The organism is Corallococcus sp. CA047B, assembly GCF_003612065.1.
Classification (GTDB): Bacteria; Myxococcota; Myxococcia; order Myxococcales; family Myxococcaceae; genus Corallococcus; species Corallococcus praedator.
Map to the genome: position 1 here is coordinate 1 of NZ_RAWD01000112.1, position 26,596 is coordinate 26,596.

General features: G+C 68.9%; 21 protein-coding genes. 6 read left to right on the forward strand and 15 right to left on the reverse strand.

Features of this window, described 5'->3' with window-relative positions; genetic code table 11:
* From D7X74_RS18715 to D7X74_RS18745, 7 genes are all read right to left on the reverse strand, one after another.
* The coding region (locus tag D7X74_RS18715; protein WP_147446614.1) for an ammonium transporter at positions 1–1,319 on the reverse strand (1,319 nt) is incomplete at its 3' end.
* Positions 1,320–1,488: 169 nt separating this feature from the next.
* Complete coding sequence (locus D7X74_RS18720) at positions 1,489–1,899, reverse strand: hypothetical protein (RefSeq protein WP_147444347.1); 411 nt, start codon at positions 1,897–1,899, stop codon at positions 1,489–1,491.
* A gap of 49 nt (positions 1,900–1,948) precedes the next feature.
* Positions 1,949–2,623, reverse strand: a complete 675-nt coding sequence (locus tag D7X74_RS18725) for a hypothetical protein (protein ID WP_120534331.1) — start codon at positions 2,621–2,623, stop codon at positions 1,949–1,951.
* An 87-nt stretch (positions 2,624–2,710) separates the two neighbouring features.
* A complete protein-coding gene (locus tag D7X74_RS18730) occupies positions 2,711–2,914 on the reverse strand; it encodes a hypothetical protein (protein ID WP_233595663.1) in 204 nt (67 codons plus the stop codon).
* Between the two features lie 217 nt (positions 2,915–3,131).
* Positions 3,132–5,096, reverse strand: coding sequence for a S41 family peptidase (locus D7X74_RS18735; RefSeq protein ID WP_120534332.1), 1,965 nt, complete (start codon positions 5,094–5,096; stop codon positions 3,132–3,134).
* Positions 5,097–5,165: 69 nt separating this feature from the next.
* Positions 5,166–6,302 carry an AraC family transcriptional regulator gene (locus tag D7X74_RS18740; protein WP_147446615.1) on the reverse strand — a complete coding sequence of 379 codons (1,137 nt, stop codon included), beginning with the start codon at positions 6,300–6,302 and terminating at the stop codon, positions 5,166–5,168.
* Between the two features lie 24 nt (positions 6,303–6,326).
* Entirely contained in the window at positions 6,327–10,673 is a 4,347-nt protein-coding gene (locus D7X74_RS18745) for a DEAD/DEAH box helicase (RefSeq protein WP_199741850.1), read from the reverse strand.
* 252 nt (positions 10,674–10,925) lie between these two features.
* On the opposite strand from D7X74_RS18745, the gene D7X74_RS18750 reads away from it, so the two are divergent.
* The 4 genes from D7X74_RS18750 to D7X74_RS18765 all read left to right on the forward strand — a co-directional run bounded on the left by D7X74_RS18750 (position 10,926) and on the right by D7X74_RS18765 (position 14,618).
* A complete protein-coding gene (locus D7X74_RS18750; RefSeq protein WP_147446616.1) occupies positions 10,926–11,216 on the forward strand; it encodes a hypothetical protein in 291 nt (96 codons plus the stop codon).
* A 176-nt stretch (positions 11,217–11,392) separates the two neighbouring features.
* Positions 11,393–12,850: a Tox-REase-5 domain-containing protein gene (locus D7X74_RS18755; protein WP_120534347.1), complete on the forward strand. Its 1,458-nt coding sequence runs from the start codon at positions 11,393–11,395 to the stop codon at positions 12,848–12,850.
* A 13-nt stretch (positions 12,851–12,863) separates the two neighbouring features.
* A complete protein-coding gene (locus D7X74_RS18760; RefSeq protein ID WP_120534336.1) occupies positions 12,864–13,583 on the forward strand; it encodes an immunity 52 family protein in 720 nt (239 codons plus the stop codon).
* 99 nt (positions 13,584–13,682) lie between these two features.
* A complete protein-coding gene (locus tag D7X74_RS18765; RefSeq protein ID WP_120534337.1) occupies positions 13,683–14,618 on the forward strand; it encodes a pirin family protein in 936 nt (311 codons plus the stop codon).
* A gap of 3 nt (positions 14,619–14,621) precedes the next feature.
* On the opposite strand, the gene D7X74_RS18770 is transcribed toward D7X74_RS18765, so the two are convergent.
* Together D7X74_RS18770 and D7X74_RS18775 are read right to left on the reverse strand one after the other, a co-directional pair.
* Entirely contained in the window at positions 14,622–15,230 is a 609-nt protein-coding gene (locus D7X74_RS18770) for a DUF2378 family protein (protein ID WP_120534338.1), read from the reverse strand.
* A 104-nt stretch (positions 15,231–15,334) separates the two neighbouring features.
* A complete protein-coding gene (locus tag D7X74_RS18775) occupies positions 15,335–16,798 on the reverse strand; it encodes an ATP-binding protein (RefSeq protein WP_120534339.1) in 1,464 nt (487 codons plus the stop codon).
* Between the two features lie 171 nt (positions 16,799–16,969).
* Here D7X74_RS18775 and D7X74_RS18780 point away from each other — a divergent pair, with 171 nt between their 5' ends.
* Positions 16,970–17,935 (forward strand): PLP-dependent cysteine synthase family protein, encoded by a 966-nt coding sequence (locus D7X74_RS18780; protein ID WP_120534340.1) that lies wholly within the window; start codon positions 16,970–16,972, stop codon positions 17,933–17,935.
* A gap of 9 nt (positions 17,936–17,944) precedes the next feature.
* Here D7X74_RS18780 and D7X74_RS18785 read toward each other — a convergent pair whose 3' ends face one another.
* The 3 genes from D7X74_RS18785 to glsA form a co-directional block, all read right to left on the reverse strand.
* Positions 17,945–19,507 carry an AbgT family transporter gene (locus D7X74_RS18785; RefSeq protein WP_199741851.1) on the reverse strand — a complete coding sequence of 521 codons (1,563 nt, stop codon included), beginning with the start codon at positions 19,505–19,507 and terminating at the stop codon, positions 17,945–17,947.
* Positions 19,508–19,618: 111 nt separating this feature from the next.
* Positions 19,619–20,395 carry a hypothetical protein gene (locus tag D7X74_RS18790; protein WP_120534341.1) on the reverse strand — a complete coding sequence of 259 codons (777 nt, stop codon included), beginning with the start codon at positions 20,393–20,395 and terminating at the stop codon, positions 19,619–19,621.
* Positions 20,396–20,416: 21 nt separating this feature from the next.
* Entirely contained in the window at positions 20,417–21,403 is a 987-nt protein-coding gene (gene glsA / locus D7X74_RS18795; RefSeq protein ID WP_120534342.1) for a glutaminase A, read from the reverse strand.
* A 168-nt stretch (positions 21,404–21,571) separates the two neighbouring features.
* On the opposite strand from glsA, the gene D7X74_RS18800 reads away from it, so the two are divergent.
* On the forward strand, positions 21,572–22,426 hold the full coding sequence (locus D7X74_RS18800) for a DUF481 domain-containing protein (protein ID WP_158622253.1): 855 nt from the start codon (positions 21,572–21,574) through the stop codon (positions 22,424–22,426).
* A gap of 55 nt (positions 22,427–22,481) precedes the next feature.
* Here D7X74_RS18800 and D7X74_RS18805 read toward each other — a convergent pair whose 3' ends face one another.
* The 3 genes from D7X74_RS18805 to D7X74_RS18815 all read right to left on the reverse strand — a co-directional run.
* On the reverse strand, positions 22,482–24,044 hold the full coding sequence (locus D7X74_RS18805) for a leucyl aminopeptidase (protein WP_120534344.1): 1,563 nt from the start codon (positions 24,042–24,044) through the stop codon (positions 22,482–22,484).
* Positions 24,045–24,232: 188 nt separating this feature from the next.
* Positions 24,233–25,324, reverse strand: coding sequence for an aromatic ring-hydroxylating dioxygenase subunit alpha (locus D7X74_RS18810; protein WP_120534345.1), 1,092 nt, complete (start codon positions 25,322–25,324; stop codon positions 24,233–24,235).
* Positions 25,325–25,449: 125 nt separating this feature from the next.
* Positions 25,450–26,596: heavy metal translocating P-type ATPase (locus tag D7X74_RS18815; protein ID WP_120534349.1), on the reverse strand; the 1,147-nt coding region annotated here is incomplete at its 5' end.

Consider the following 26,596-nt stretch of genomic DNA (forward strand, 5'->3'; position numbering starts at 1 on the left):
GTCTGGACGCGGGCGGCGGTGGGGACCTCGCCCACCGTCTCTCCGTGCTGGCTCAGGTCCAGGCCTTCTTCCTCCTGCTCGCGGGTGACGCGCAGCGGGACCATGCGGTCGACGAGCTTGTAGAGGAGCCACGAGCCCACGAAGGAGAAGACGGACACGACGACGAGGGCCAACAGGTGCATGAGGAAGGTGCGGGTGGTGCCGTGGATGAGGCCCACGTCCTTGGCGAGCACGCCGGTGAGCACCATGCCCACCACGCCGCCCAGGCCGTGGCAGGGGAAGACATCCAGGGTGTCATCCAGGGCGGTGCGGCTCTTGAAGTGGACGGCGGCGTTGCTGACGAAGCTGGCGACCAGGCCCACGACGATGCTCTGCCCCACGGTGATGAAGCCCGCGGCGGGCGTGACGGCGACGAGTCCCACCACGGCGCCCACGCAGGCGCCCATGGCGCTGGGCTTGCGGCCGCGCAGCCAGTCGAAAGCAATCCAGCCGAGCATGGCGGCGGCGGAGGCGGTGTTGGTGGTGGCGAAGGCGAGCGTGGCCAGCGACGAGGCGGCCAGCGCGGAGCCCGCGTTGAAGCCGAACCAGCCGAACCACAGCATGCCCGTGCCGAGCATCACGAAGGGCACGTTGGCGGGGGCGTGCGTGGCGTGCGTCAGGTGCACCTGACGGCGGCCCAGGACGAGCGCGCCGGCGAGCGCGGCGAAGCCCGCGGACATGTGCACGACGGTGCCGCCCGCGAAGTCGAGCACGCCCCACTGGCGCAGGAAGCCCTCCGGGTGCCACGTCCAGTGGGCGAGCGGCGCGTAGATGAAGATGCTGAAGAGCACCATGAAGAGCAGGTACGCCTTGAAGCGCACGCGCTCCGCGAAAGCGCCGGTGATGAGCGCCGGGGTGATGATGGCGAACTTGAGCTGGAAGAGCGCGAAGAGCAGCAGCGGCACGGTGGGCGCGAGGTCCGGGTGCGTCTCACCGCCCACGCCGCTGAACATGAAGAAGGTGCGCGGGTCCCCGATGAGGCCGTGGAAGCTGTCGCCGAAGCACAGGCTGAAGCCCACGACGACCCACAGCAGGCTGATGACCGCCATGGCGATGAAGCTCTGCATCAGGGTGGAGACGACGTTCTTCAGCCGCACCATGCCGCCGTAGAAGAACGACAGGCCGGGCGTCATCAGCAGCACCAGCGCCGTGGCGGTGAGCAGCCAGGCGGTGTCCGCCGCATTGATGGGCCCGCCCTGCTTCACCTGTGCCGCCGGGGCCACCAGCAGTCCCGCCACCGCCACGCCCACCAGCAGGACCATCGCCATCCACTTCTGCATCGACGCACCTCTCCCAAGAGCTGACGCGATGCAGTGTAGATACGACTTGGGCTAATTTCAATTGGCGGTGAACTAGCTCGCTTGAAATTTATCCTAAAGTGACGGCCGGCAAACCCAAGGACCCGGCCTCCAAAGGTTTGTGGAGCAAGGGGCTGGAGAGCTGCCCGGGCTATCGCCTGTCCAGGATGCGGCCCCGCGCATCGATGGCGTAGACCGCGCCGCCATCGAGGATGGGCACGTTCAGCCCACAGCGGGACAAGTCCGGAGAGAACCAGACGAAGAACAGGTCTTCACCTGCCTGAAGGACGTGGGTGTCGTAGGAGCTTCGTTTGGAGAGGCACTGGGCCACGCGCTTGTCGGGGTCGGTGGTCGTGATCTCGGTTCCTGCGGGGAGGAACTCATTCATCGCGACTTCGAGCGCGGCCAGCACGGGCCCCTCCAGGTGAAGGCCCTCCTTGAATGAAGTCGGAAACACCACTGCGGCGGCCTCATCAGGAGGCGCCCACGGGGCCTTCTTCGCCTTGTGGTACCCGAGCAGAGAGCACCCAGCGAGCGGGATGCAGAGCAGTGCGATTCCCACGGGTGTTCTCATCGCGAAGCCCCCCTGCGACGTCCCAGGCAATCCGTGTCTACGGCAACCATGTCTGTCCCTCGAACAGCTCGAATTCAAAGTCCCCGGCCTGTCCAGAAGCCTTGCCGATGGGGACCCACCTCCCACCTCGCAACGCGGACACGACACGGGAGGAGTAGTTGTAGTCGTACGCCAGGCATCCGCCATTCCGCGGACCATAGAAGAGCAGCAGTTCGTGCTCCCAGATGCGTCCTGACGTGTCCACGAAGCGAGCGGAACCCCAGGGTGACCAACCGGGTTCGTGGTTCGCCCCCATGTCCTCCCGAGAGAACTCCCAGTTGTGCGGGTGTGGATGCGCCGGACCAAGGATGGCCGGGCTGCGAACATTGGCATCACGGAGGGACAGAGGCACTGTGCAGTACTTCTTTCCCCCCGGACCATCACCGGAGACGTCCGAGAAGTAGCTGAGGAAGTAGGCGCGGTCTTGAGGGGAGTAGTACCAGAGCGCGCAATACTCTCTGCCCTGCCTGCCATGCAGGGTCGAAGCGCCGGGCATCTGGATCATCCGCTCACAGGCGACCTGCGCCAGTTCCTCTCGGGTCTTGAAGGGGCCCAACAGAGGTCCATCGACCTCGTACATTCCATTGGGGAGCTGGCGCACACGAATGTCCGGATGCGGGGTCGAGCATCCCAACAACACGACCACCAGCGTCCAGCACAGGTTCCTTGGCATTCGAGCTCCCGAAATCGTCGAGCGCACAGAGTGGCCACAGCGAAGGTGACGACGATGTTCAGCATCAAGGCCGCTCTCGGGACCTGCTCACTCCTCCGGCTCATCCTCCACGCTCAGTTCCTCCATGAGCGGGGAGGCCATGAGCGTGAGCCGTCCTGGTAGTTGATCGCGCTTGTCGATGTGGCGAACGTAGAGCAGGCAGAACGCCGCCACCTCGAATGCGTTCGACTCCCGCGTTCCCCACGCGTGGTGCTTACTCGCATCATTCAGCACCTCCAGTACGTCCTCCACATCGATTTCCTGTCCCTGCTCACGGCCACGCCCTTTCCTCAGGTCGCTGGGCGTGCCCAAAGGCGGACGCAACCATGACCAGCGCGGTGAGCATGACGACACCCAGTTGGCTTCGCATCACCGTACGCCGAGCGCCTGGGCCCATGGGATGGCACTCCACCAACGATCCTCTGGCGTCGACAACAGTGGCCAACCCCTCACCCCGACGACGGGTCTTCTATCCGTCACTCCTTGCGACCGCTGACATTCGGTAGACGTGGCGCAGCAGGAAGGGCTCACCGGGACGTCGGGTGAGACGGCTGATGGAGAGGACCGCGCCTCTACGCGTCAGCACCGTGCGCACTTCCACGGGCTGCTTGTTCTCCTCTCCCCTGCCCTCCGCCACCAGCGTCAGCTCCGCCGCCGCGCTTCCACCGCGACGCTCGAGGATCTTCATCTCCTCCCGGTCCTCACCCGTGACGAGCGTCCGCCCTTCGTCGCGGATCCTCCAGGACTCTGTCGAGCGGACCGTCTTCCCAGGCCCGTCATCGAAGGTGAAGGCGAACCGGATCTCCTCCCCGTCGCCTGTCGCCTCCAGCGTCGTGGGAAGAATCACGCGCCGGTCGCTCTGGAAGTCGCGGTAGTCGAGCGTGCCGCTCCATGAACCCACCAACACCGTGGCAAGCGTGGGCACCACGGCCGTGCCGGACGTCTTCGCGACCTCCACCGCCCGGTCCCGCCCTGCTTCGAAGTCCGCGACCGTGGGGACGACCGTCTCATCCACCGGGACGCCGCGCCCGGGGACGAAGTGCTCGATGTTCGTCCGGTTCCACGCGTTGGGGATGCGGATCCGCAGGCCACTGTGGGGCAGCGTCAGCAGGAAGATGCGCCCGGCGGTCGGCCCCTCCGCGCTGCCCGCGCTCTCCTCCCCCACCAGCCGCGCGCCGAGCTTCTCCTTCAACTGCGCCAGGGTCCTCGTCGCGCCGGAGCCATTCATCGGCCCGCTGAGCACCGTCACCGTTCCCGTGAAGGCATCCGGCGACACGTCCTGCATCCGCAGTCCCTCGTCATCGGGACGCGGCAACCGTTCCCACCAGCCATCGCTCGTGCGGCGGAAGCCCTTCTCGTCCGGTTCGAACACGGCCTTTCTGTCACCCCAGCTTTCAATGTGCGTGGGGAGGTCGCCATAACGGATCGCCTTGAGCAGGGACGGCTTCGACCAGAGAAAGGGCGCCTTGAGCAGGTACCGCCCCAGCGCGACCGACACGTCCTCCGAACCCCCACCGCTCTCACGCAGATCCAGCACCAGCTGCTCCACGCCCTGGGCCTTCAGCGTCTTGAAGAAGCCGCCCAGGAAGGCCGTCGCATCGACGGGGTTGCGGTAGTTCACGAACGTGTCGATGCGCAGCAGGGCGCGCTTCCCGTCGATGCGCCAATGGATCGCCTTGTAGAACTCGTCGCGATACGGGCTGCCCGGCCAGGACAGCGCGGTCCACTCCTTGAAGGAGATCGGCGCCAGCGTGCTGTGCGACAGCCGCAGCGCTCCCGAGCGCTTCCAGTCGAGGACCCACTTCGTGGGGAACCCACGGAAGGCAGGCCAGTACTCGTTGAAGTCGTCCCCCATCAGGTCGCTGTCCGACGCCAGCTTCGCGGCGATGGCGTGGTCGGTGCTCCCATCATGGGCGACAGCGCGTCCCAGCTCGGTCAGCACCCGGGGCACCGGCAGCCCGTTGATTCCGACAAGCTCCGCGCCCGGCGGTGGCGCTCCGGGCTGGCCGTCGTTCGACACGACGATCATCCGTCCTTCGAGGATCTTGAAGCGCAGCGGCAGGTGCGTGGGATGCGTCCGCCGGTACGCCTCCAGCGCGACCGAAGGCTCCGGCTTGGTGTGGTCGCAATGAAGCTCCGCCAGCATCAGCGCGAGGGCCCGCCACAGCGCGAGGTCCGTGGTCGGCCGCGACGCCGCCGCTTCCAACCGGACGAAGGCAGCCTGGAGCTCCGCCCGGCTCCGGTAGCGATACAGGCCCGGGTGGATCGTCTCCAGGGCCCGCCGCAGGAGCGCCACGTCGGCGCGGGCCTTCACCGCGTCCAGGGTGACCGGTGAATAGGGCGCTTCCACCGGAGCAGGTGGCTCGGCGGCCGCCAGGGTGGGAACCACGAGGAGCAGGGCCGAACAGCTCAGGGCCAGCAAACGCAGGGACATCGGAGGTCCTGTCGCATCGCTGGCGGACACGCTCCGCCAGGAAGGCGGGGACCTACGCCTTCGCCTCCCCTACGTCGTCTCAACCCTTGGATTTATTGGATTTTCCTTGAAATGGGCCGTCCGCCAGGACGTGGGACTCTGGCCGGTGTGCTCGCGGAAGACGCGGTTGAAGCTGGACTTGGAGGCAAAGCCCTCCTCCAGCGCAATCTCCAGCATGGGCTTCTTCTCCCCGGAAGCCAGTCGCGCCTGCACCGCCTCCACCCGCATGGCGTTGATGACGGCGTTGAAGTTGCGCCCAAGTCCCTGGTTGAACGCCCGCGACGCGTAGGTCTCGTTGGTGCCCAACCGGTGGGCCACCTCGGAGAGGCTCAGCCCCGGCTCGCGCCACCAGGCCCCCGCGCGGATGCGCTCCGCCCAGTCGACCGCCGCCTCCGACCAGTCGCGGTCCGAGGCCATCATCAGGGGCGGAGGCTCGGCACGCACGCTCCACTGGGGGAAGCGATGGCCCGCCTGACGCCAGCCCTCCAGTCCGAGCACGACGATGATGGCGGAGAAGAACACGTACTGCGGGAAGCGGTCGTGGTGGTTCAGCCGCATCAGGAAGCGGTCCATGAACTCGAAGCCCACCGTCACGCCCCACCACAGCCCTAGCGACAGGAGCACGGTGGCGAACCAGGACTGATGATGCATCTCCCGGTCGCTGACGTTCGCCTCGAGCCAGGCCTGGTAGCGGCGCTTGAACCGGACCGAGGCCACCAGATAGGCCGCGAGCGACACGATGCTGGCGGCGGACTCCAACGGATCCACCCAGCGCTCATGGACGACGTCGTTCCACCAGTGCTTCCGCGCGAGAGGCAGCGCGAAGGCACAGAGCGTGTAGACGAGCATGACCGAGGCGGGCAGGAAGTGCCGCCACCACCGAGCGGGCAGCCCGGGCGTCACGAGGCGGCGGACATAGAGATACAGCAGCGGCCCTGTCGCCAGCCCCAGGTCGAACGGGGCGAAGGACAGCCAGGGATGCACGTCATAGAAGCCGGCGAAGCCCAGGAAGTAGGGCATCAGCCGCAGCACGACGACGCCCAGCAGCGCCGCCAGCAGCCGGTTCGCCACGCGATTCCCGGGCGCGGCCAGGAGCAGCACGGACACCAGGGCGCCAAAGCCGGCGGCCAACCCGAGGGTGGTGCTCCATGGTCCGAATCGAATCACCTGAAGTCCCCTGCGTCGTGGGGCTCAGTTCACCTGCGCGAGCGGCCCCTCCACCTCAGTGTCCTCGTTCTCCGAAGCATCTTCCACTGCGTCCACGCCCTGCGGAATCCCGTCCACGTAGGTGACGACGTTGTTCGGCATCGCCGCCACGCGCGGGCCCGGCGTCACCACGCCCGTGAGGTTCAGCGGATCCACGCCGGACAGCTGGATGCGCACGCCCGACGGAGCCGTCCTGCGCACCGCTCTCGCCGTGTCCACCGCCTCCGGCAGGGCGAACTGCTCTCCCACGAAGCCCGACACGAAGCGCCCACCGCGCAGCTCGCCTCGCGCCTCCATGCGCCGGTAGACGAACAGCAGCTCCCGCCACGTCGGCGCCAGGGACTCGCGCATCACCAGGTCGCGCCAGACGATGCCGTAGCGCTGGAGGAACAGCCTCGCCAGCGACTCCATCACCTCGTCCTGCGTCTTCGGCTCTGCCGGAGCCAGCAGGCTCCAGCGGCCCGGACCGCCGCGCTGCAACAGCTTCTGGCGCTTGCGGTGCGCCGGGCTCTGCAGGATGCGCAGGTTCTGCACCGCGTCCGCCGTGACGAGCCCCTTGGCCACCAGCTCCCACAGCGCGTCCTCCACCTCCGCTGGCAGCCGCCGCGCCCGCGTCACCAGGTCCTGGAAGAAGCACGCGCCCCGCCGGTCCAACACGCCCACCACGTCCTTCGCCGCCGCGCTCAGGTCCGGCGGCGTCCACACGCCCCCGTCCGCCAGCACCGCGTGCGGACGCGCCGCCGCCAGCATCCACTCCAGGTCCTCGCGCAGCGTGAACGTCAGCGGCGCATTGCGCGTGGGCGACGCCCGCTTGTGCACCACGGGCTCCGGCGCTTCCGTCACCGGCGCCCCACGACGCGGCCCCGCCGGCTTCGGCGGATCCTTCAGCGTCACCCGTCCCCACGCCACCTCGCCCGCGTAGCACGCGCGCTCCAACTGGTCCGGCGTGTAGCCGCGCATGCGCGCCGGCAACAGGAAGCGCTCCCACGCGGAGGCTGGCGCTTCGTACCCCTGAAGCAGCCGCACCGCCTTGAGCAGGCCCGTGGAGCCGCGCAGCGCGTCCACGTCCTCCAGGTGGTGCCACCGGAAGAGGAAGCGCATGAAGTCCTGCGGGCTCAGCGGCTCAATCTCCCGGCGCAGCCGTCCCACCGTGAGCCGGTGGATGCGCTGGAGCAGGCGCCGGTCGCACCACTCCAGCACCGGCCCGCCGTCCTCACCGGGCGCCACCGGCACGTCCTCGCTCGCGCGGAACTGGCCGCGCAGCACGCTGCCCTGCCCCTCCAGCGCGTGCAGCGCCAGGTTGATGTCGTCCGCTTCCAGCAGCGTCAGCCGCGCCAGCTCCGCCACCGTGGTGGGCCCGACCATCTCCATCCGGCCGCGCACCACCTGGAGCACCGCCGCCTCACGCTCCACCGGACGGTCGTACTCCAGCACCGGCAACACCGGCTGCGTTTGCACATCCGGGAAGAGCGCGCGCACCGCGTTGCCCCGCTCCGCGGACACGAGGAAGCGCCCGCCCGGCCGCTCCAGCCACGCCACGCGGCCCTGCGCGAACAGCCCGGTCTCCAGGCCTCGCGGCACCTCCGACGCCCGCACCAGCACCAGCTGCAGGAGCGCGTCGTGCAGCTCGTCCTCGTCGCGCATCGGCGGCGCGGCGTCCTCCACCACCTGCGCGATGGCGGCGGCGTCCAGCGCGCCGAACGCCGCGGCGTCCTCCGCGGGCATCGCGCGGCGCAGGGCCACGTTGCGCACGCGGCGCTCCTCGGCCGGCGCGTCATCCAGGAAGGTGTAGGGCTGGCTGTTGATCAACGCGTGCGCGAAGACGCTCGGCTCGGGCACGTCCCGGGCGACGAGCTGGATGCGCCCGTCGCGCATGCGCCGGAGCACCTCGCGCAGCCCGTCCACATCCATCGCCTCGCGCAGACAGTCGTCCATCGTCTGCTTCACCAGCGGATGGTCCGGCAGCTCCACGTCCCCGCCGCCATGGTTGTCCTGGCAGCCCACCTGCGCGGGGAACACCGCGGCCAGCAGGTCCTCGCTGCGCGCGCGCTGGAGGTTCGGCGCCACGCGCTTGCCGCCCATCATCCGGTACAGCGTCAGGGCCCGCGTGGCCACCCAGCGGAAGCGCGTGCCGAAGATGGGCGCCTGCAACACCGCCTGCACCAGCACCTCCTCCACGTTGTCCGGGTGCAAGAAGTCGAAGATGTCCGCCAGCGGGAACGAGTGCTGCTCCCCCAGGCTCAGCAGGATGCCGTCCTCGGTGGCCGCCGCCTGCAGCTCGAAGTCGAACGAGCGGCAGAAGCGCTTGCGCAGCGCCAGGCCCCACGCGCGGTTGATGCGGCTGCCGAAGGGCGCGTGGATGATGAGCTGCATGCCGCCCGCTTCGTCGAAGAAGCGCTCAGCGACAATCTGCGTGTGGCTGGGCACCACGTCGCCCAGCATCTTCTTGCCCAGCCGCAGGTAGCCCATCAGCGCATCCACCGCTGGCGGCGGCACGCGCAGCAGCTTCTCCAGGAAGCCCGCGGGGTCCTCGTGGCGCAGCAGCTCCTCGCGCAGCCGTCCCACCTGGAGGCTCAATTCGTCCGTGCGGCCCGGTGCCTCGCCGCGCCAGAAGGGCACGTTGGGCGGAGCGCCCCGCGCGTCCTCCACCATCACCGTGCTGCCCATCACGCGCTGGATGCGCCACGCGGTGCTGCCCAGCAGGAAGATGTCCCCGGGCGAGGACTCCACCGCGAAGTCCTCGTCCAGCGTCCCCACCACCTTGCCCTCCGGCTGCGCGGTGACGCTGAAGCTGAAGGTGTCCGGGATGGCGCCGCCGTTGGTGAGCGCGGTGATGCGCACGCCCCGGCGCCCCTTGAGCTTCTGGTTCACCCGGTCGCGGTGCAGGTGGATGCTGGCGCGGCCCCGGCGCTCGGCCACGCCTTCGGACAGCATCTCCAGCACCTGCTGGTACTCCTCCCAGGTGAGGTCCTGGTAAGGGTACGCGCGCTGGAAGACGCTGAAGAGCGCGCGCTCATCCCATTCCTCGCATGCGCACGCGGCGACGATCTGCTGCGCGAGCACGTCCAGGGGCTTCTTCGGGATGCGGACCGCGTCCAGGTCGCCCTCGCGCACGGCGTTGAGGAGCGCGACGCACTCCACCAGCTCGTCGCGCGTCATCGCGAAGAGGATGCCCTTGGAGATGCCCGCCTTGTGGTGGCCCGCGCGGCCCACGCGCTGGAGCAGCACGGAGATGGCCTTCGTGGTGCCCAGTTGCACCACCAGGTCCACGTTGCCCACGTCGATGCCCAGCTCCAGCGACGCGGTGGCGACCATCACGCGCAGTTGGCCTGACTTCAGGCGCTCCTCGGCGGACAGGCGCATCTCGCGCGACATGCTGCCGTGGTGCGCGGCCACCCACTCCTGGCCCAGGCGTTCACCCAGGTCGTGCGCCACGCGCTCGGACATCTTGCGCGTGTTGACGAAGATGAGCGTGGTGCGGTGCTCGCCCGCCAGTTGCACCAGACGGTCATAGACCTGGCCCCACATCTCGTGGCTCGCGATGGAGGACAGCTCCGCGTCGGGAATCTCCACCTTCAGGTCCCACGGGCGCTGGTGGCCCACCTCCACGCGCCGGCACTCGGTGAGGGAGGCGCCGGTGAGGAAGCCCGCGATGGCGTCCAGCGGCTTCTGCGTCGCGGACAGGCCCAGCATCTGGGGGCGCACGTCGGTGAGGGCCTTGAGGCGCTCCATCGACAGGGTGAAGTGGCTGCCGCGCTTGTCGCGGGCGAGCGCGTGGATCTCATCCACGATGACCGTGCGCACGGCGCGCAGGGTGGCGCGGGCGCGCTCGGCGGTGAGGTAGAGGTAGAGCGACTCCGGCGTGGTGATGAGGATGTGCGGCGGGCGGCGCACCATCTGCGCGCGCTCGCTGGCGGGCGTGTCACCGGTGCGCACCTGCACGCGCAGGTTCTGGGGTGAGAAGCCCTCCGCGCGCGCCAGCGCCATCAGTTCCTCCAACGGCTGGAGGAGGTTCTTCTGCACGTCGTTGCCCAGGGCCTTCAGGGGCGACACGTAGAGGACCTGGGTGTGGTCGGGCAGCGTGCCCTCCAGCGCCAGGCGGAACAGCGAGTCCAGCGCGGCCAGGAACGCCGTGAGCGTCTTGCCGCTGCCGGTGGGCGCGGCGATGAGCACGTCGTGGCCGGCGTGGATGAGCGGCCAGCCCTCCACCTGCGGACGGGTGGGCTCCCCCAGGCGCGAAGCGAACCAGCGCCGCACCACCGGATGGAAGGCGGCGAGGGCCGGATGCGCCGCGAACTCCGACGCGAAATCGAGATGGATTTGAGGGGACATGGCGGGCTCCCAGCGGGCCAGCCTGAACACAGGTACAGCGCGCCGTCAACGTGCCCAGGGTGTCACCTCCAGGCCGCCTTCCAGCCGAGCAGGGGAAGCCCCGAGGAAGGCGGGGCGCCCCGGACTGCCATGGCGGTCAGGACGCGCATGTCGTGACTCCACCGACCTTTCGCCTTCGTCACGTCACGGAAGGCCCGCTGGCATCTCGACTGCACAAGAGCGGCGTCCGCACTTCCCGAAAGGTCCCTCTCCATGAAGCTTCGTCTTTCTGGCTCCGCCCTTGTGTTCGCGGTCCTCGCGCTCGCGGGCTGTTCCTCCGGCACGCACGAATGCGACGACACTTCCGACTGCGTCTCGGGAGAGGTCTGCGTGCACGAACACGCGCACGACATCGAAGCCGACACCTGCGAGCGCCCGTGCACCGACTCGAGCCAGTGCAGGAAGGGCGAAAGCTGCAGCTGTCCCGATTCCCCCTCGGGACAGGCGTGCAAGACGGACGACGGCGGCTTCACGCGCTACTGCTATGGGGCGCTGCCGGGCTGAACAGTGCAGCCGGACGGCACGATGACGCCTGAGCTTTCCAACATGGGTGCACTGAGCGATACCGCTTGCCCATGTCTCGCGCTCATCTGCTCGCGCCCCGAACCCGCGTGGGGAACAAGGATGGAACAGGGTTCCTGCGCGCCGACAGCCTGAGTCACCAGGGGACGTGGCTGCTGATGACCTTCGCCCTTCTCACGACGGGCTGCGCGTCACTGACACCACCCTCCAACCGAGGGAGGGACCTGGGTTACGCGCCGCGCGCCGTCATGGAATCCACGCTCGCGCGCAGGGTGGAGGAGGCACCTCCTCCGCCCGACATCACGCACGGCACAGCACCCGAGGTGGACGGCTGGGAGCAACTGCTCACGGACGCGGGACTGGAAGCGCATGACCCGCGTCCCCTTCCCGGTGGCTCGCTCGCCCCCGCGCAGGCCGCGCGGCTGCTGGGAGCGCTGCTGGGAAAACCGTTGACGCTGCGCACCTTCCCGCCCCGCCTCACAGCCAGTTTCCTGCTGCGCGAAGTCATGAAGGGCGGTGGAACCTCACGCCAGGAACTGTTGCGCCGGTTGGAGCGCTTCAACCACGGGCAGGTGGCGGTGCTACGGCCGGACGGATACCTGGCCCGCGCCACCAACGGGTGGACACAGCAGAAGGTGGGCACTGTCGAATGGAAGGACGGCGCGTTTCGCGCGGGCCATTTCGAGCTGGGCCGTTTCTACAATGGCAGACGCGGCATCTTCCTCCCTGTGGATGACCAACTGCGTGCCGTGGACGGGCCTCCGCTGGCCGAAGTGTACAGCGACGCGGACGTCATCAACCGCTCCCTGGACGGCGCGGAGGATGCCTTCGTGGAGCTGTACCATGCGCTGGGGCAATTCCTCTCACATCCCACGGATACCCTCCTGGGACTGCGCGGCCTGCCGTCGGGAGTGGCCGCCCTCATCGCCTCCTCGCCAGAATATCTGGAGCGCTTCCTCCTGATGACACGCGGTGAGCAGCTTCGCGAGGTAGCGCGGCTGACAACCAGCCTTCTCATCACCGGGGGAGGAGCCTCGGTCACCACCCGCGCGTTGAGAAGCTCGATGGCCGGCGCGGAGGCCATGGTGCCGGTCCTGTCGCTCTCCGCCGAAGGGGCCCTGGGACTGGAGCGCGTCGCGATGCCCGTGGGACGCATGGCGGAGGTCCTGAGCGGTGGAGCAGGGGCCACCATCATCCTCCAACGGGCGAACATGTCCGGGGGCACGGCTTCGCCTCCAGGTGGACCCGGTCGCTGGAAACCCGCCAGGGAGAACATGTCCGAGGAGGCCCGCCAGTATCAGGCCCAGGTGACCGGAGCTCCCTCCGGGCTGGTCTACGAGATTGATGACGTGCGGTTCGACGGCTTCAGGGATGGAATCCTGCTCGAAGCCAAGGGACCCAACTACTCCAAGTTCCTCCCCGATGCCGCCGAACAGGGAGGTTGGTTCCAGGGCTTCCGGGAGATGGTCACACAGGCCAGGAGACAGAAGCGCGTGGCCCAGGGAAGCCCCATTCATTGGCACTTCGCCGAGCGTGATGTCGCGGACTTCGTGAGAAGGCTGTTTGTCGACAACAACCTCGGTGACATCCACGTCTTCTTCACCGCCGCCCGATGAAGGTTCGAACCCCATGAATGAGACCTACTATGCCGGGGTCTACTGGCCCTCCAGAGGCGAATCCCCCGAAGCCTGCGCGCTGCGTGCGGAGGCTCTCTTCGGGCAGCTGGCATCCCTGGACCCAACCCTCTCCCCCTGGTTTGAACAAGCGAACTCCCGGGCAGCGGCACTGAAGAGCCAGTTCGTGCCGGACGAAAAATCCTTCATCGAATTGTTCAAGAAGAAGAAATATCAAACGGCCCCGGGAGAGATCGCCTTCTCCGCCTGGAATGGGGAGAAGGAGGCCAGCAGCGTCGTTGAGCTCTCATGCGGTCCCCCCTCGGCCCACACCGTGGACGTCTGCCTTTTTCGTCCACCCGCGCGAGGGGCCGCGGCGGAGCGGCTCCTGTCCTCCGTGGCGGTTGCCCGGGCATTGCGTGCGATGGCCCTCGCATGGAACCCGGAGTTCGGCATCGCGACCTCGCATGTCCACCGCGATGAGGTGCTGAAACTCAAGGAAGCGGGAACGTTCGTCGGGTGGGTCATGTACCTCTCCCACCAGCGCGGGCAGGTGCCTGCCTTGCCTGCCCCCGTTCAGGTCGAACCCGTTGCAAACCAGGGAACGCTCATCGTCCTGACCCCCGAGCGCTTCACCGCCAGCAACCCAGACCATCGGGCGCTGGCCGGACAGGTCCAGGAACTCCTGGACGACGCGGGACTCCTGAAACCCGTCACGGGGCGTCCGTCGCGATGACACCCGAAGCGTTCAGGCGCGGAACGTCCCCACCAAAGTGGATGCACGGCGTTACAACTGCGGCAGACTCACGCGCCGAACCGGAAGAGGAGCCACACCATGAGCTGGGAAGAGGACCTGCAGGGCCGCGAGCCCCCACCTTCGCTGGAGACGCTCATCGTCCCCCGCGTTCGCGACCTGGGTGACGGCTTCACCGTGCGCCGCGCCCTGCCCTCCGCGCGCCGCCGCATGGTGGGCCCGTTCATCTTCCTGGATCAGATGGGCCCCGCGGACTTCGACTCCGGCCATGGCCTGGACGTGCGGCCCCATCCGCACATCGGCCTGTCCACCGTCACCTACCTCTTCGAGGGCGAAGTCCTCCACCGCGACTCGCTGGGCGTCGTGCAGTCCATCCGCCCCGGCGCCGTGAACTGGATGACCGCCGGCAAGGGCATCGCCCACTCCGAGCGCACCGGCCCGGAGACCCGCGCCGCCGGCAGCCGCCTCTTCGGCATCCAGGCCTGGCTCGCCCTCCCCCATCAGCACGAGGAGACCGAACCCTCCTTCGTCCACCACCCCCAGGACACCCTGCCCTCCGGCCAGGACGATGGCGTGCGACTGAACGTCATCGCCGGCGCCATGCACGGCCTGAAGTCCCCCGTCCGCACCCACTCCGATCTCTTCTACGCGGAGGCGCGCCTGGACGCCGACGCCCGCTTCAAGCTCCCCGCCGAACACGAGGAGCGCGGCCTCTACCTGGTCGAAGGCACCGTGGACGTGGAGGGCACGCGCTTCCAGGCCGGCGAACTGCTGGTGTTCAAGCCGGGCAGCGAGATCCTCCTGAAGAGCGAAGGGCCCGCGCGCATGATGCTGCTGGGCGGCGAGCCCATGGACGGCCCGCGCTACCTGTTCTGGAACTTCGTGTCGTCCTCCAAGGAGCGCCTGGAGGTCGCCAAGGCGGACTGGAAGGAAGGCCGCTTCGCCCCGGTGCCCCAGGAGACGGAGTTCATCCCCCTGCCCCCGGATGATCCGCCGGCCCCCGTGCGCTACCCGTAGCCGCTACCCGAACAGACGGCGGACCGGCGCCACCGTGCCCGCCGGCCGCTGCGACTTCGCCTGCGTCCACGTGAGGCGGTACGTGGCCGCCGTCCCGTCGAAGGCGATGGGCTTCACCTCCAGGGTGCCCGCGCCCGACGCCCGCAGCGTCTCCGCCAGGAAGCCGCAGGCGAAGAAGGGGTTGTCCGCCAGCACGTCCTTCACCCACAGGGTGGCGGCGTTCTTCGACAGCTCCTCCACCCGCACTTCATTGAAGTTGTTGCCCGCGCGCAGGTTGTACGGCACGCGCTCCAGCGTCTTCTCCGGCCCCAGGTGCGTGACGAGCTGCATGCTCGCCCGCCCCACGGACGTCTGCCGGAAGCCCTGCAGGTAGCGCGCGCCCAGCTCCAGGTAGGCCACTTCCGCCGGCTGCCCCGGGAACACGTCCCGCGCCGCTACCTCCAGGAAGGCCCGCCACTGCTCCAGCGAATAGTTGTGACGCAGCGGTCCGGCCACGTCCAACCCCGCGGCCTTCAGCCGCTGGCGCCCGTCCCGCGTCAGGTGCGGCCCCAGGGCACGCACGAAGAGGGCTTCCACGCTCTGGGCGAAGATTCGCTTTTCGGATGGGACCATGCCCCCAGGGTGGGGGCCCCCCTGCGCATCCGGAAGTGCCCGCGCAACGCATTCGTCCAACAGTCACCACATCCCGAGACCCCGGGCTGGGGGTACACCCCGGGTCAACCGCGCGGCAGCCTCACCGTGAAGGTCGTCCCCTTCGCCTCGGTGGAGGTCACCTGCACCGTGCCCCCGTGGGCGCGGACGATCTGCTCGGTGATGTAGAGCCCCAGGCCCAGCCCCGCGGACACGCCCTGCTCCCGTTCGCTGCGGCCGGCGCGGCGCCACGCGGCGAAGAGGTGCGGAAGCTGGTCCTCCGGGATGGGGACCCCCAGGTTGTGCACCCGCAGGAGGGCCTCCTTCGCCGTTGCCTCGGCCACCACCCGCACGGGCGTGTCCGGCGGGCTGAACTTGAGCGCGTTGGACACCAGGTTGCCCACCACCTGCTCCAGCCGGTCCGCGTCCCAGTCCCCCCGCCCGTCCCCCAGCAGCTCCAGCCTCACCTCGCGGTGGGGGTGACTGGCGCTCGACTCATCCACCGCGCCGCGCACCACGTCGAACAGGTCGCACCGCGAGCGCACCACCGGCAGCCCCGCGCCCAGCCGGGCCCGGGCGAAGTCCAGGAGCTGGCGGATCATCCGGTCCATGCGCTCGGCGCTGATGAGGATGCGCTCGGTGAAGACCTTCTGGCGCTGCGTCATCTCCCCCTGCCGCTGCAGTTGCTGCGCGGACATGGACAGCGCGTTGAGGGGGTTGCGCAGGTCGTGGCCCAGGATGCCGAGGAACTGCTCGCGGAAGTCCTCCGCGTTGCGTACCTCCGTGATGTCCCGCCCGGTGGCGATGACCGCCTCCACCGCGCCCGAGGGACCGGCCGCCGGGGACATCGTGTACTCGAAGTGCCGGGGCCCCTGGTCCGAGGACAGCGTGACGCGGCCCCGCTGCACCTGCCCCGTGCGCCGGGCCGCCTCCAGCGACAGCGCGTAGGGCTCCAGCTGCGGGTCCAGCGTGCGCAGCGCGTCCATGTTCCTGCCGGGCACGTGCACGTGGTGCGAGCCGCGCGACGCGGCCACCGCGTGGTTGGCGAAGATGAGCATCCCGTCCCCGTCATAGAGCGCGATGGGGTCCGCCGCCGCGGACATGGCCAGGTCCAGCAGCCGGCGCTGCTGCTGCACCTGGTCGGAGAGCTCGCGCACCTCGCGCTCCGCGCGGCGCAGGCGCAGCAGCGCGTGCACCTGGGCCACCAGCTCCTCCGGATCCACCGGCGCGACCAGGTAGGCGTCCGCGCCATGCGCCAGCCCCTGCGCGCGCTCCGCGGCCCCCACCGCCTGCGCGGACAGGTGCAGCACCAGCGCGTTGCGCGTGCGGGGAGAGGACTTCAGGCGCCGGCACACCTCCAGGCCGCTCAGGTCCGGCAGCCGGACGTCCAGGATGACCAGGTCGGTGTGCTCGTCCGCGAGCGCCAGCGTCTCACCGCCCGTGCCCGCCTCCAGGACCTGGAAGCCGGCCAACGACAGCACGCGGGAAGTGACGTAGCGGCTGGCCAGGTCGTCGTTGACGTTGAGGATGATGGGCGATGAAGAAGGCATGCAGGCGGAAGGCGGTTCCCATTCGTAATGGCTGGGACACATCCCGCCAAGTGTCGTCCGCATGAGAATGTCGGTTTCAAGGAGGGTGGAAGCAGGGACAAGGGGGAGAGCACGCTCGGAAGGCCCCTGGGGTGCTCCCCTGGCGACGCGTTTCGAGGTAGGGATGACCCCATGCGCGCTCCCTGTCGCCCGCTTCCCGCCGATGGTCGCTTCCTCCAGGCCGTGGGCCCCACGCCGCTCGTCCCCGTGCGGCTGGACCCGGAGGGACCGACGGTCTGGTGCAAACTGGAATTCTTGAACCCCAGTGGGTCCACCAAGGACCGCATCGCCCGTTACATGCTGGAGAAGGCGTGGCGGCTGGGGGAGCTGATTCCCGGCGGCGACGTGGTGGAGGCCTCCAGCGGCTCCACGAGCATCGCGATGGCGCTGGCGAGCGCGCAGATGGGGTGCCGCTTCACGGCGGTGATGCCGGAGGGCGTGACGGAGGAGCGGCTCATCGCCATCCGCGCGTACGGCGGCGAGGTGGAGCTGGTGCCGCGCGCGGAAGGCATCCGGGGCGCCATCGCTCGCGCGGCGGCGCTGGCCGCGGAGCGCGGCGGCTACGCGCCCCGCCAGTTCGAGAACCCGGACAACGCCGAGGCGCACCGGGTGTGGACGGGGCAGGAGATTCTGTCGCAGGTGCCGGGCGGGCTGGTGCACGGCGTGGTGAGCGGCGTGGGCACGGGCGGCACCATCGTGGGGCTGTACCAGGCGTTCGCGGAAGCGGGCTGTCCGGTGACGGCCTTCGTCGCGCGGCCCATCTCCGGGCTGGGCTGTGACATCGAGTGTTGCAGCTTCAGCGCGCGCGTGCCGGGCGTGGTGGACGGCCTGTCCAAGCTGTACCGCGAGGCGGACATGCCGGGCCGCGTGGAGCTGGACGTGTCGGACGACCTGGCCATGCGCACCGCGCGGGCGCTCATCCGCCGGGGCTTCCCGGTGGGCCCGTCCTCCGGCCTCAACTACGCGGCGGCGGTGGAGGCCGCCAAACGCCTGGGCCCGCAGGCCCAGGTGGTGACGGTGTTCCCCGACCGCATGGAGCGCTACTTCTCCACGGAGCTCATCCTGCCCCGGCCCCCAGCGGCGCCGAAGGCGAGCTGAAAGCCCGCGTCAGAATCCCCAGGGCAGTCCCAGCACCTGCCAGAGGGCCAGCAGCAGCGGCCACAGGACGAAGAGCGCGATGACGTAGGGCAGCATCAAGGCCACCACGGTGCCCACGCCCGCGCCCTTCTGGTACTTCTGCGCGAAGGTCACGATGAGCGCGAAGTAGGCATTCAAGGGCGACACGGAGTTCATCGGGGAGTCGCCCACGCGGTAGGCGGCCAGCACCGCGGCGGGGTCGACGTTGAGCCGCATCAGCAGCGGGACGAAGACCGGGGCGAAGATGGCCCACTTGGGAATCGCGCCCGTCATGATGAGGTCCAGGACGGCGACGACCAGGACGAACCCGATGAGCAACGGGAGCGCCCCCAGGCCCGCGTGCTCCAGGGCATCGCCCACCTTCACGGCCGCGAGCGTCGCCATGTTGCTGTAGGTGAAGAAGGCGATGAACTGGCTGATGATGAACAGCAGGAAGATGAGCCCCGCCAGGCTCCCCACGGCCTTCTCCATCGCGCTGATGACATCCACCGTGCCCTTGATGGTTCCGGCGCCAATGCCATAGGCCACGCCCGCCACCAGGAAGAGCAGCGTGACGGCGACGATGAGGCCGCTCATGAACGGAGAGTCTCCAATCAGGGCCCCCGTCTCCGGATTGCGCAGCGGCGCTCCAGAGGGCACCGTCAGGAGGGCGAAGACCGCCACGAGCCCGAGCACGCCCCAGGTCGCGAACTTCAGCCCGCGCGACTCCTCCTTGGAGGGGGCACTCCCCGCCTCCTCCGGCTGCGGCCCCGTGTACTTCCCCAGACGCGGCTCGACCAGCTTCTCCGTGATGAACGACACCACGAAGGTGAGCAGCAGCACGGAGGCGCAGGAGAACCAGAAGTTCGCCGTCAGGTCGATGGAGAGCGCCGGATTGAGGATGTGGATGGCGTCGTTGGTGATTCCCGTCAGGATTCCGTCCAGCGGCTTGATGAGGATGTTCACGCTGAAGACGGACGCCACGCCAGCGAAGGAGGCGGCCAGCCCCGCGATGGGATGTCTGCCAACGCTCAGGAAGGCCGTCGCCGCCAGGGGAATCAGCACCAGGTAGCCGGCGTCGGCGGCGACGCTCGACAGGATGCCGACGAACACCAGGATGTACGTGAGCGCCTTGCGCGGGGCGACCATCACCAGCTTGCGGATCAACGCGGACACCAGGCCCGACGATTCGGCGACGCCCACGCCCAGCATGGCCACGATGATGACGCCCACGGCGGTGAAGCTCATGAAGTTGTCGATGACCCCCGCGAACATGAAGCGCAGCCCCTCCCCCGTCAGCAGGCTGCGCGCGGCGGTGGTGGTCTCCTCCAGCGTGTGTGTCTCTGGGTTGATGGCCTGATAGGTGACCGAGGTGCCCATCAAATAGAAGATGTGGGAGAGCACCATCACCACGAGGATGAGCGCGACGAAGATGACGGCCGGATGGGGCACCTTGTTGCCCACCCGCTCGATGGTGTCGAGCGCCCTCGCCATGCCCTTCTTCTTCGGCTCCGGCCTCGGCGGGATCATGCGGTGGTCTGCGATGTCGGTCATCTGGCGCTCCCCATGCCACGCATTGCCTCTGCGATTCCGCGAGAAAGTCCGCATGACTGGGGGTGCGAGCCATCAGCCTCTGGACGCAGAAGGTGGGCGGATTACAGACAATCAATGCATGGTTTCGCGCAACTCCAGCAGGAGTGAGTCGGCCTCCTCCGTGCTGACGATGCCGGTGCGGGGGTACTCCAGGTCCACGACGACGTGGACGGCCGAGGAGATGACCAGGGCGAAGAGCAACCGGTAGGGCCAGTTGCGGCCCTCGCCCTGCGCTGTCGTCAAGCCCACGAGCATGGCCCCCACCACGGCGAGCCCGAGCATGAAGAAGAAGGTGGGCGAGGTGATGTGCGTTCGCACGGCGAGCGTCCGCTTCGCCGCGACCTCCGCCATCAGACGGACGGGAGGAAGCAGCAGGACCTCCTTGTCGGGAGCCGCCTTCGTGATGGCCACCATCCGCGCCCAGATCTGCTTCTGGAGGCGGGAGGCCGTCGCGCGGCGCGCTTCGAACTCCTCCACCCAGGGGAGCATCTGATGGGCCTGGATGCGCTCGTCCAGGTATCGCCTCAGCAGGTCGCGCAGCGGCGGCTGGTCCGCCTCCGGCACCACGTCGGACAGGAACCACACACTGCTGATGGCGTTGGCCTCGTCGACCACCAGGTTGCGATGCACCTCCAGACGCTTTCCTGCCTCGGAGTAGGAGAAGGCCAGGATGAGCCCCATGAAGGAGAAGACGACACTGGTGACCGCGTTGACGGAGCGAAGCTGGGAGGAGCGGAATTTGCGTTTGCGCGCGATGCGGTAGGCCACTTCGATGGCCAGCAGCAGGAGCAGGAAGAGCACCAGCTCCAGGGTCAACACCAGCAGTGTGGTGACCGCCCAGTCCTTCATCGAGCCCTCCCGGGTCCTGCCTCAGGTGTTGGGCTTCGAGCTGAACAGGCTCAAGCCGAGCCTCGGGGCCAGGAACCGCGCGACGAGCTGCCCCTTGATGCTGTTGCCCGCGGCGTCGAGCCGCGGGGCGAAGGTGCCCAACGCGCCCTTGCCCGGCGCGACGGCGACGATGCCGCCCCCAATGCCACTCTTGCCCGGCATCCCCACGTCGTAGAGCCAGTCCCCGGAGGTCTCGTACATCCCGGCCGTCGCCATCACCGCGAGCACGTGATGGCAGACCTCCTCGTCGACGACGCGCGTCCGGGTGAGCGGGTTGACGCCTCCGTCTGCCAGGGTCGCCCCCATCACCGCGAGCTGCCGGGCGGTCACCGCCAGCGAGCACTGGCGGGTGTAGAGCTGCGTCGTCAGGGCCGGCTCTGTCTCCAGGCGGCCCAGGCCGTGCAACAGGAAGGCGAGTCCCTGGTTGCGGTGGTGCGTCTTCAACGCGGAGGCATACACCTCTTCATCGAGCTCGAGTCGCGTGCCGGCGAAGCGGGACAGCCCCTCATGGATGAACCGCCATTGGGCTTCTGGACTGGAGCCTGGAACAAGGCTCGTGGTCGCCAGCGCACCCGTGTTCACCATGGGGTTCGTCCGTCCGTCCGGACTCTGGTCGATGGCCATGGCTGAATTGAATGGCAGACCCGTGCCATTGACTCCCAGCTTGCGCCGGGCCGCTTCCGGGCCCAGGGCCTGGCAGATGAGCGCGAAGAGGAACGGCTTGGAGACGCTCATGATGGTGAACGGGTGGTCCACGTCCCCCACCCCGTGGCTGCTGCCGTTGATTCCAGCCACACACGCTCCGAAGAGCCGTGGATCCGCCCTCGCCAGCGCGGGGTAGACCTGGGAGCACTCGCCTTGCGTGTTCTCTTTGTGGCGTTGGTATGCCTCATCCACCAGCTCCCGAACCCGCTCCGGGGATGGCAGTTGACCGGTGGAGATGAAGGGAGGCTCGCCTGGGATTTCCATCTCACGGAAAAGTCCGTCGTGCTCCGGCGGACGTCAATGCCTTGCACCCTCGCCGGGTTGGGTAGAGCACTGCGCAGCCGACCGTGGGACCGGTTGAAGCGGACTGTTCACACCGTCAGCTTGGACGGCGCGTGGGCTCGCCCCGCCTCTCACGGATTGGGGATACCCATGGCCTTCTCGCTTCCGCTGATCCTCGCGCTGCTGGCCCAGGCGCCGGATTCAACTCCGCCGCCGGATCCCGCCCCGGCCGCTTCGCCGCTCGTGGTGGAGGGAGACCTCAAGTCCCTCTGCGAGAAACTCCCCGAGGAGGAACCTGGCCCATGGTCAGGCTCCGCCGCGCTCTCGTTCATGCTGCTGGCCGGCAACAGCAAGTCGCTCGCGTTGACCGCGAATGGTCTGGCCGAATACCGCACGAAGGTCTGGGTCGCGACCTTCAAGGCGGATGGCGTCCTGGAAAGCGCGGCCTCCGCCGAGGAGGACGACGGTGACGTGGACGTGGTGGCGGAGGCGCTGGTGGCGTCCGTTCGCGGCGAGCGGCGCTTCACCCCGCTGCTGGGCGTCTACGCCCTGGTTTATGGAAAGACCGACCATCTGGCCAGCGTCGAGCTGCGTCTGGACGGGGAGGTCGGGATCGCGTTCACCTTGCTCGAGCGCGACACCCCGGACGGGGAGGAGCAGTTGCTTCGTCTGGACGTGGGCCTTCACTACTCGAACGAGGCCCGGTTCCAATACTTCGAGGACGAGCAGGACCTGCCCGACGTGGACCTGCTCGCTCCGGGTGGAAGGTTGACCTTCTATTACCCCTTCAACGAGCGGCTGAAGTTCACCCAGTACCTGGAGGTCTTTCCGAACATCCTGGGGGATTCCCGCTTCGTCGCCGACTCCACCACCAAGTTCTCGACGTACATCACGCACCGTCTGGCACTCAGCACGAACCTGCTGGTGCAGTTGGACACCGCGCCCGCGGCGGGGAAGGCCGTCGCGGACGTGGCGCTCACGCTGGGCGCTGAGTTCGAATTCTGAAGGGTCCGGAGCCCGGGCACTCGCGGCCCCGGGCTCCTCCTGCGACCGCGATTCTTCAGTGGCGGGTTTCCCGAGGAGCGGTGAACCCGAGGAGGAACTCGATGAGCAGGCGCGTGCCGTAGCCGGTCGCGCCCTTGGAGCGCCACGACTTGTCGGTTTCGACCCGCGAGGTCCCCGCCATGTCGATGTGCGCCCAGGGGATGCCGCCCACGAACTCCTCCAGGAAGAGGGCCGCGGTGATCTGCCCCGCATTCACCCCGCCGACGTTCTTGAGGTCCGCGACCTCCGAGTCGAGTTCCTGGCGCAGGCGCTTGTCGAGCGGGAACTGCCACACCGTCTCGTCGGACTTCTCCGCCGCCGCGCACACCTGGTCGACCACGCCCTGGTGGTTGCCGATGACGCCTGCGTTGTCATTGCCCAGGGCCCGCTCGCAGGCTCCCGTGAGGGTGGCGATGTCGAGGATGGCGTCGGGAGGCGGCTGCTCCTCCGTCGCCAGGACCAGGCCGTCCATCATGACCAGCCGGCCTTCGGCGTCGGTGTTCAGGACCTCCACGGTCTTGCCGCCCCGGGCCGTCAGGACATCACCCAGCCGCATCGCCTTGCCGCCCGGCATGTTGTCGGTGCACATGAGATAGCCCGTGACCGAGACCTTGGCGCCAAGCGAGGACAGGGCGGACATGGCGGCGAGGATGGCCGCCGCGCCGGACATGTCTGTCTTCATCGCGGCGTGGACCAGGTCGTTCGGCTTCAGACCGAGGCCTCCCGAGTCGTACATGATGCCCTTGCCGATCAATGAGACGCGGCCGACGGGTTCGAGGGCCTTCCCCTTGCCGTCCTTGGGCCGGTAGGAGAGCTTGATGAGGCGCGGAGGCTCGGAGCTGCCCGCGTTCACGCCGAGCATGCCGCCGCAGCCCATCTTGGCCAGGGCCTTCTCGTCGAAGACCTCGATGTCCAGGTCCGACGAGGCCGCCACGACGCGGGCAATCTCTTCCAGGCGGCGGGCCGTGAGCAGCGTGGCCGGTGCGTTCGACAGGTCGCGGGCGAGTTCAGCGGCCCGCGCGGTGATGCGGCCGCGCTCCACGCCGCGCTGCACCGCATCCGCGGGAAGCGACGACGACATGAGGGTGAGGGCCTTGAGCGGCGGCTCCTGCTGGGACATGCGCTTCAAGGGGCGATAGCGGTAGCGCGCCAGGAGGACGCCCTCGACCACCGCCTGCGCCGCGGCGTCGTGCGCGATACCGCCAACGTCCGGCAGGGTGATGGCGAGGTGGGCGTAGCGGCCCCCTGCCCTGGCGAAGGCGGCGGCGGCGTGCCGGAGGGAATTCAGGTCGCGCTCGGCCTTCGCGCCCATGCCCACGACCACGAGCGCGGGGCCGTCCGTGCGTGGGATGACCAGGGACTGGCCGACCTTGCCTTCGAAGCCGGCGGCCGCGAGCTGGGCCCTGTCCAGCCCCAGCTCCCGCGGCACCTCCCCGTCCACGCCGACGAGGATGCCGATGCCTCCCGCCTCCTTGGGCATGGACTTCGCGACGTGGAGTTGGGTCGCCGCGATCTCGTCCACGGAGGGGGCGGGATGGAAATCAGACACTGCTTCCGCATGAAACGTGGGAAACGTCATGGCGCTGTCCTCGTGTGCCGCACCCGCGCGGCAATCACTGTCGATGTCGCGAGAACGTATTCACGCGGTGACTGGCGCCACGAGCATCCGTGCCATTGAAGCCGAGCCCTTCGCCGGCTGGCTGCGAGACATGTCCGGGCAACGCCTGATTCAAGACGTTGGCATCGTCCGGATGGAAGGCATTGGGACTACGTACGCATGCGCACGCGCGTCTCGTGCACCGTGTCCGGCGGGGGCGCGGTCCGCTCGCGCTCCTGGGCGCGCATCAGGCGCAGGATGCTGGGCCCCAGCACGTCGATCTCGGTGGAGGCGTAGGACTCCGTGCCGAAGCGGCGGATGGAGTCCGTCTGCTTCGCGAGGATGCGCGCGTCCTGTCCGAAGATGTGCAGGGCCACCGGCAGGACGAAGGGCATCGCGGCCTTGAGCATGAAGCGCGGCACCGGCAGCTTCACCGTCACCACCGCGTACACGAGCGTTTCGAAGTCCCCCACCGGCGTCATGGCGGAGTTGACCAGGATGTGGCTCTTCTCCCCGATGCGGTACTCCACCTGCGCGATGGACGGCATCAGGAAGCGGTCGAAGTGCTGCACCACGCCGCCGCCCGGCGCGAGCAGCCTCCCGACGAGCCCCTTGGGCGCGGGCTCACCGACGTACTCCGCCTCCACGCGGTCCGCGCTCCTGCGCACCACCACGTCGATTTCATTGCGCTTCTCCGCGGTGCGGAACAGGCCGCCGTGGAGGAAGGCGGTGTGCGGCACATCCAGCGTGTTCTCCAGCACCGCGTGCAGCGACCCCGGCGCGCGCAGCACCTGGCGCACGGTGGCGTAGTCGGGCGCGTCCAGCAGCGGGAAGCGGAAGGGCTCCGTCGTGGGCTCCACGCCGGGCGTGGAGTAGACCCAGACGAAGCCGTCCTGCTCGCGGGCCGGGTAGGAGGTGGCACAGCGCGACTTCGCCTCGGACTCACCGACGAGTCCGGGGATGAGCCGGCACTGACCGCCCTGGTCGAAGCGCCACCCGTGGTAGCCGCACTCCAGCAGTCCGCCCTGCACGCGGCCCAGCGACAGGGGCACGTTGCGGTGCGGGCACCGGTCCACCAGCGCGCCGGGCTTGCCACCCTCACCCCGGAACAGCACCAGGGGCGTGCCCTGGAGCGTGCGCGCGAGCGGCTTGCTGCCCAGCTCGCGCGACGTGCAGAGGATGAACCACGAGTGCGGAAGCTTGACGACGGAGATGTGGCTGGAGGACGCACCTGGGGTGCGCCCCTCCTCGCGGGCGGTCATGGGTCCAGTCTAATGGGCCCGGGCCCGCGTGCACGCCCCCTTCAGGCGGGCAGGTTGGCGGCGCGCCGGGCAGCCCCCGGGGTGGGGGGCATCTCCCACCGCGCGGGGTCGCCGGTCCGGGGGGCCTAGGCTTTCAGCCTTCGCAGCCGCAGGGCGTTGGCGATGACGGAGACCGAGGAGAGGCTCATCGCCGCGCTGGCGAACAGCGGGCTCAGGAGCAGGCCAAAGACGGGGTACAGCACGCCCGCGGCCAGCGGTACGCCCAGCAGGTTGTAGACGAAGGCGAAGAAGAGGTTCTGCCGGATGTTGCGCAGTACGCCCTGACTCAGCCGGCGCGCTCGCGCGATGCCGCGCAGGTCGCCCTTCACCAGCGTCACGGCGGCGCTCTCCATCGCGATGTCGGTGCCCGTCCCCATCGCGATGCCCACGTCCGCCCGCGCAAGCGCCGGTGCGTCGTTCACGCCGTCGCCCGCCATCGCCACCACGCGTCCCTGGGCTTGCAGGTGCGCCACCGCGTCGCCCTTGGCGTCCGGCTGCACGCCGGCGATGACCTCCGTGATGCCCAGCCTGCGCGCCACCGCGTGCGCCGTGGTCGGACTGTCTCCGGTCAGCATCACCACGCGCAGGCCCTCGCTCCGCAAGAGCGCCAGGGCCTCCGGCGTGGACGCCTTCACAGGATCCTCCACGCCCAGCAGGCCCGCGACCCGACCCTCCACCGACACCAGCACCACCGTCTGGCCTTCGTGCCGCAGCGCTTCGGCCCGCTCCGTCAGCGCATCCGCCGGCACGCCCAGCATTTGCATCAGGGCCGTGTTGCCCAACGCGATGTCGTGCCCGTCCACGCGCCCGCGCACGCCCTGGCCCGGCAGGGACTGGAAGTCCTCCACGCCGACCAGGGAGATGCCCCGCTCGCGCGCGCCCGCGACCAGCGCCGCCGCCAGTGGATGTTCGCTGCCCCGCTCCAGGCTCGCGGCCAGTCGCAGCAGGACCGTGGCGTCCCCTCCCTGCATGGGCTCCACCGACACGAGTCGCGGCTTGCCTTCCGTCAACGTGCCCGTCTTGTCCACCACCAGCGTGTCCACCGCGGCCATCCGCTCCAGCGCCGCCGCGTCGCGGATGAGCACGCCCATGCGCGCGCCCTGCCCCGTCCCCACCATCACGGACATGGGCGTGGCCAGGCCCAGCGCGCACGGGCAGGCGATGATCAGCACCGACACCGCGTTCACCAACGCATGCGCGATCCGGGGCTCCGGCCCCCACACCGCCCAGACC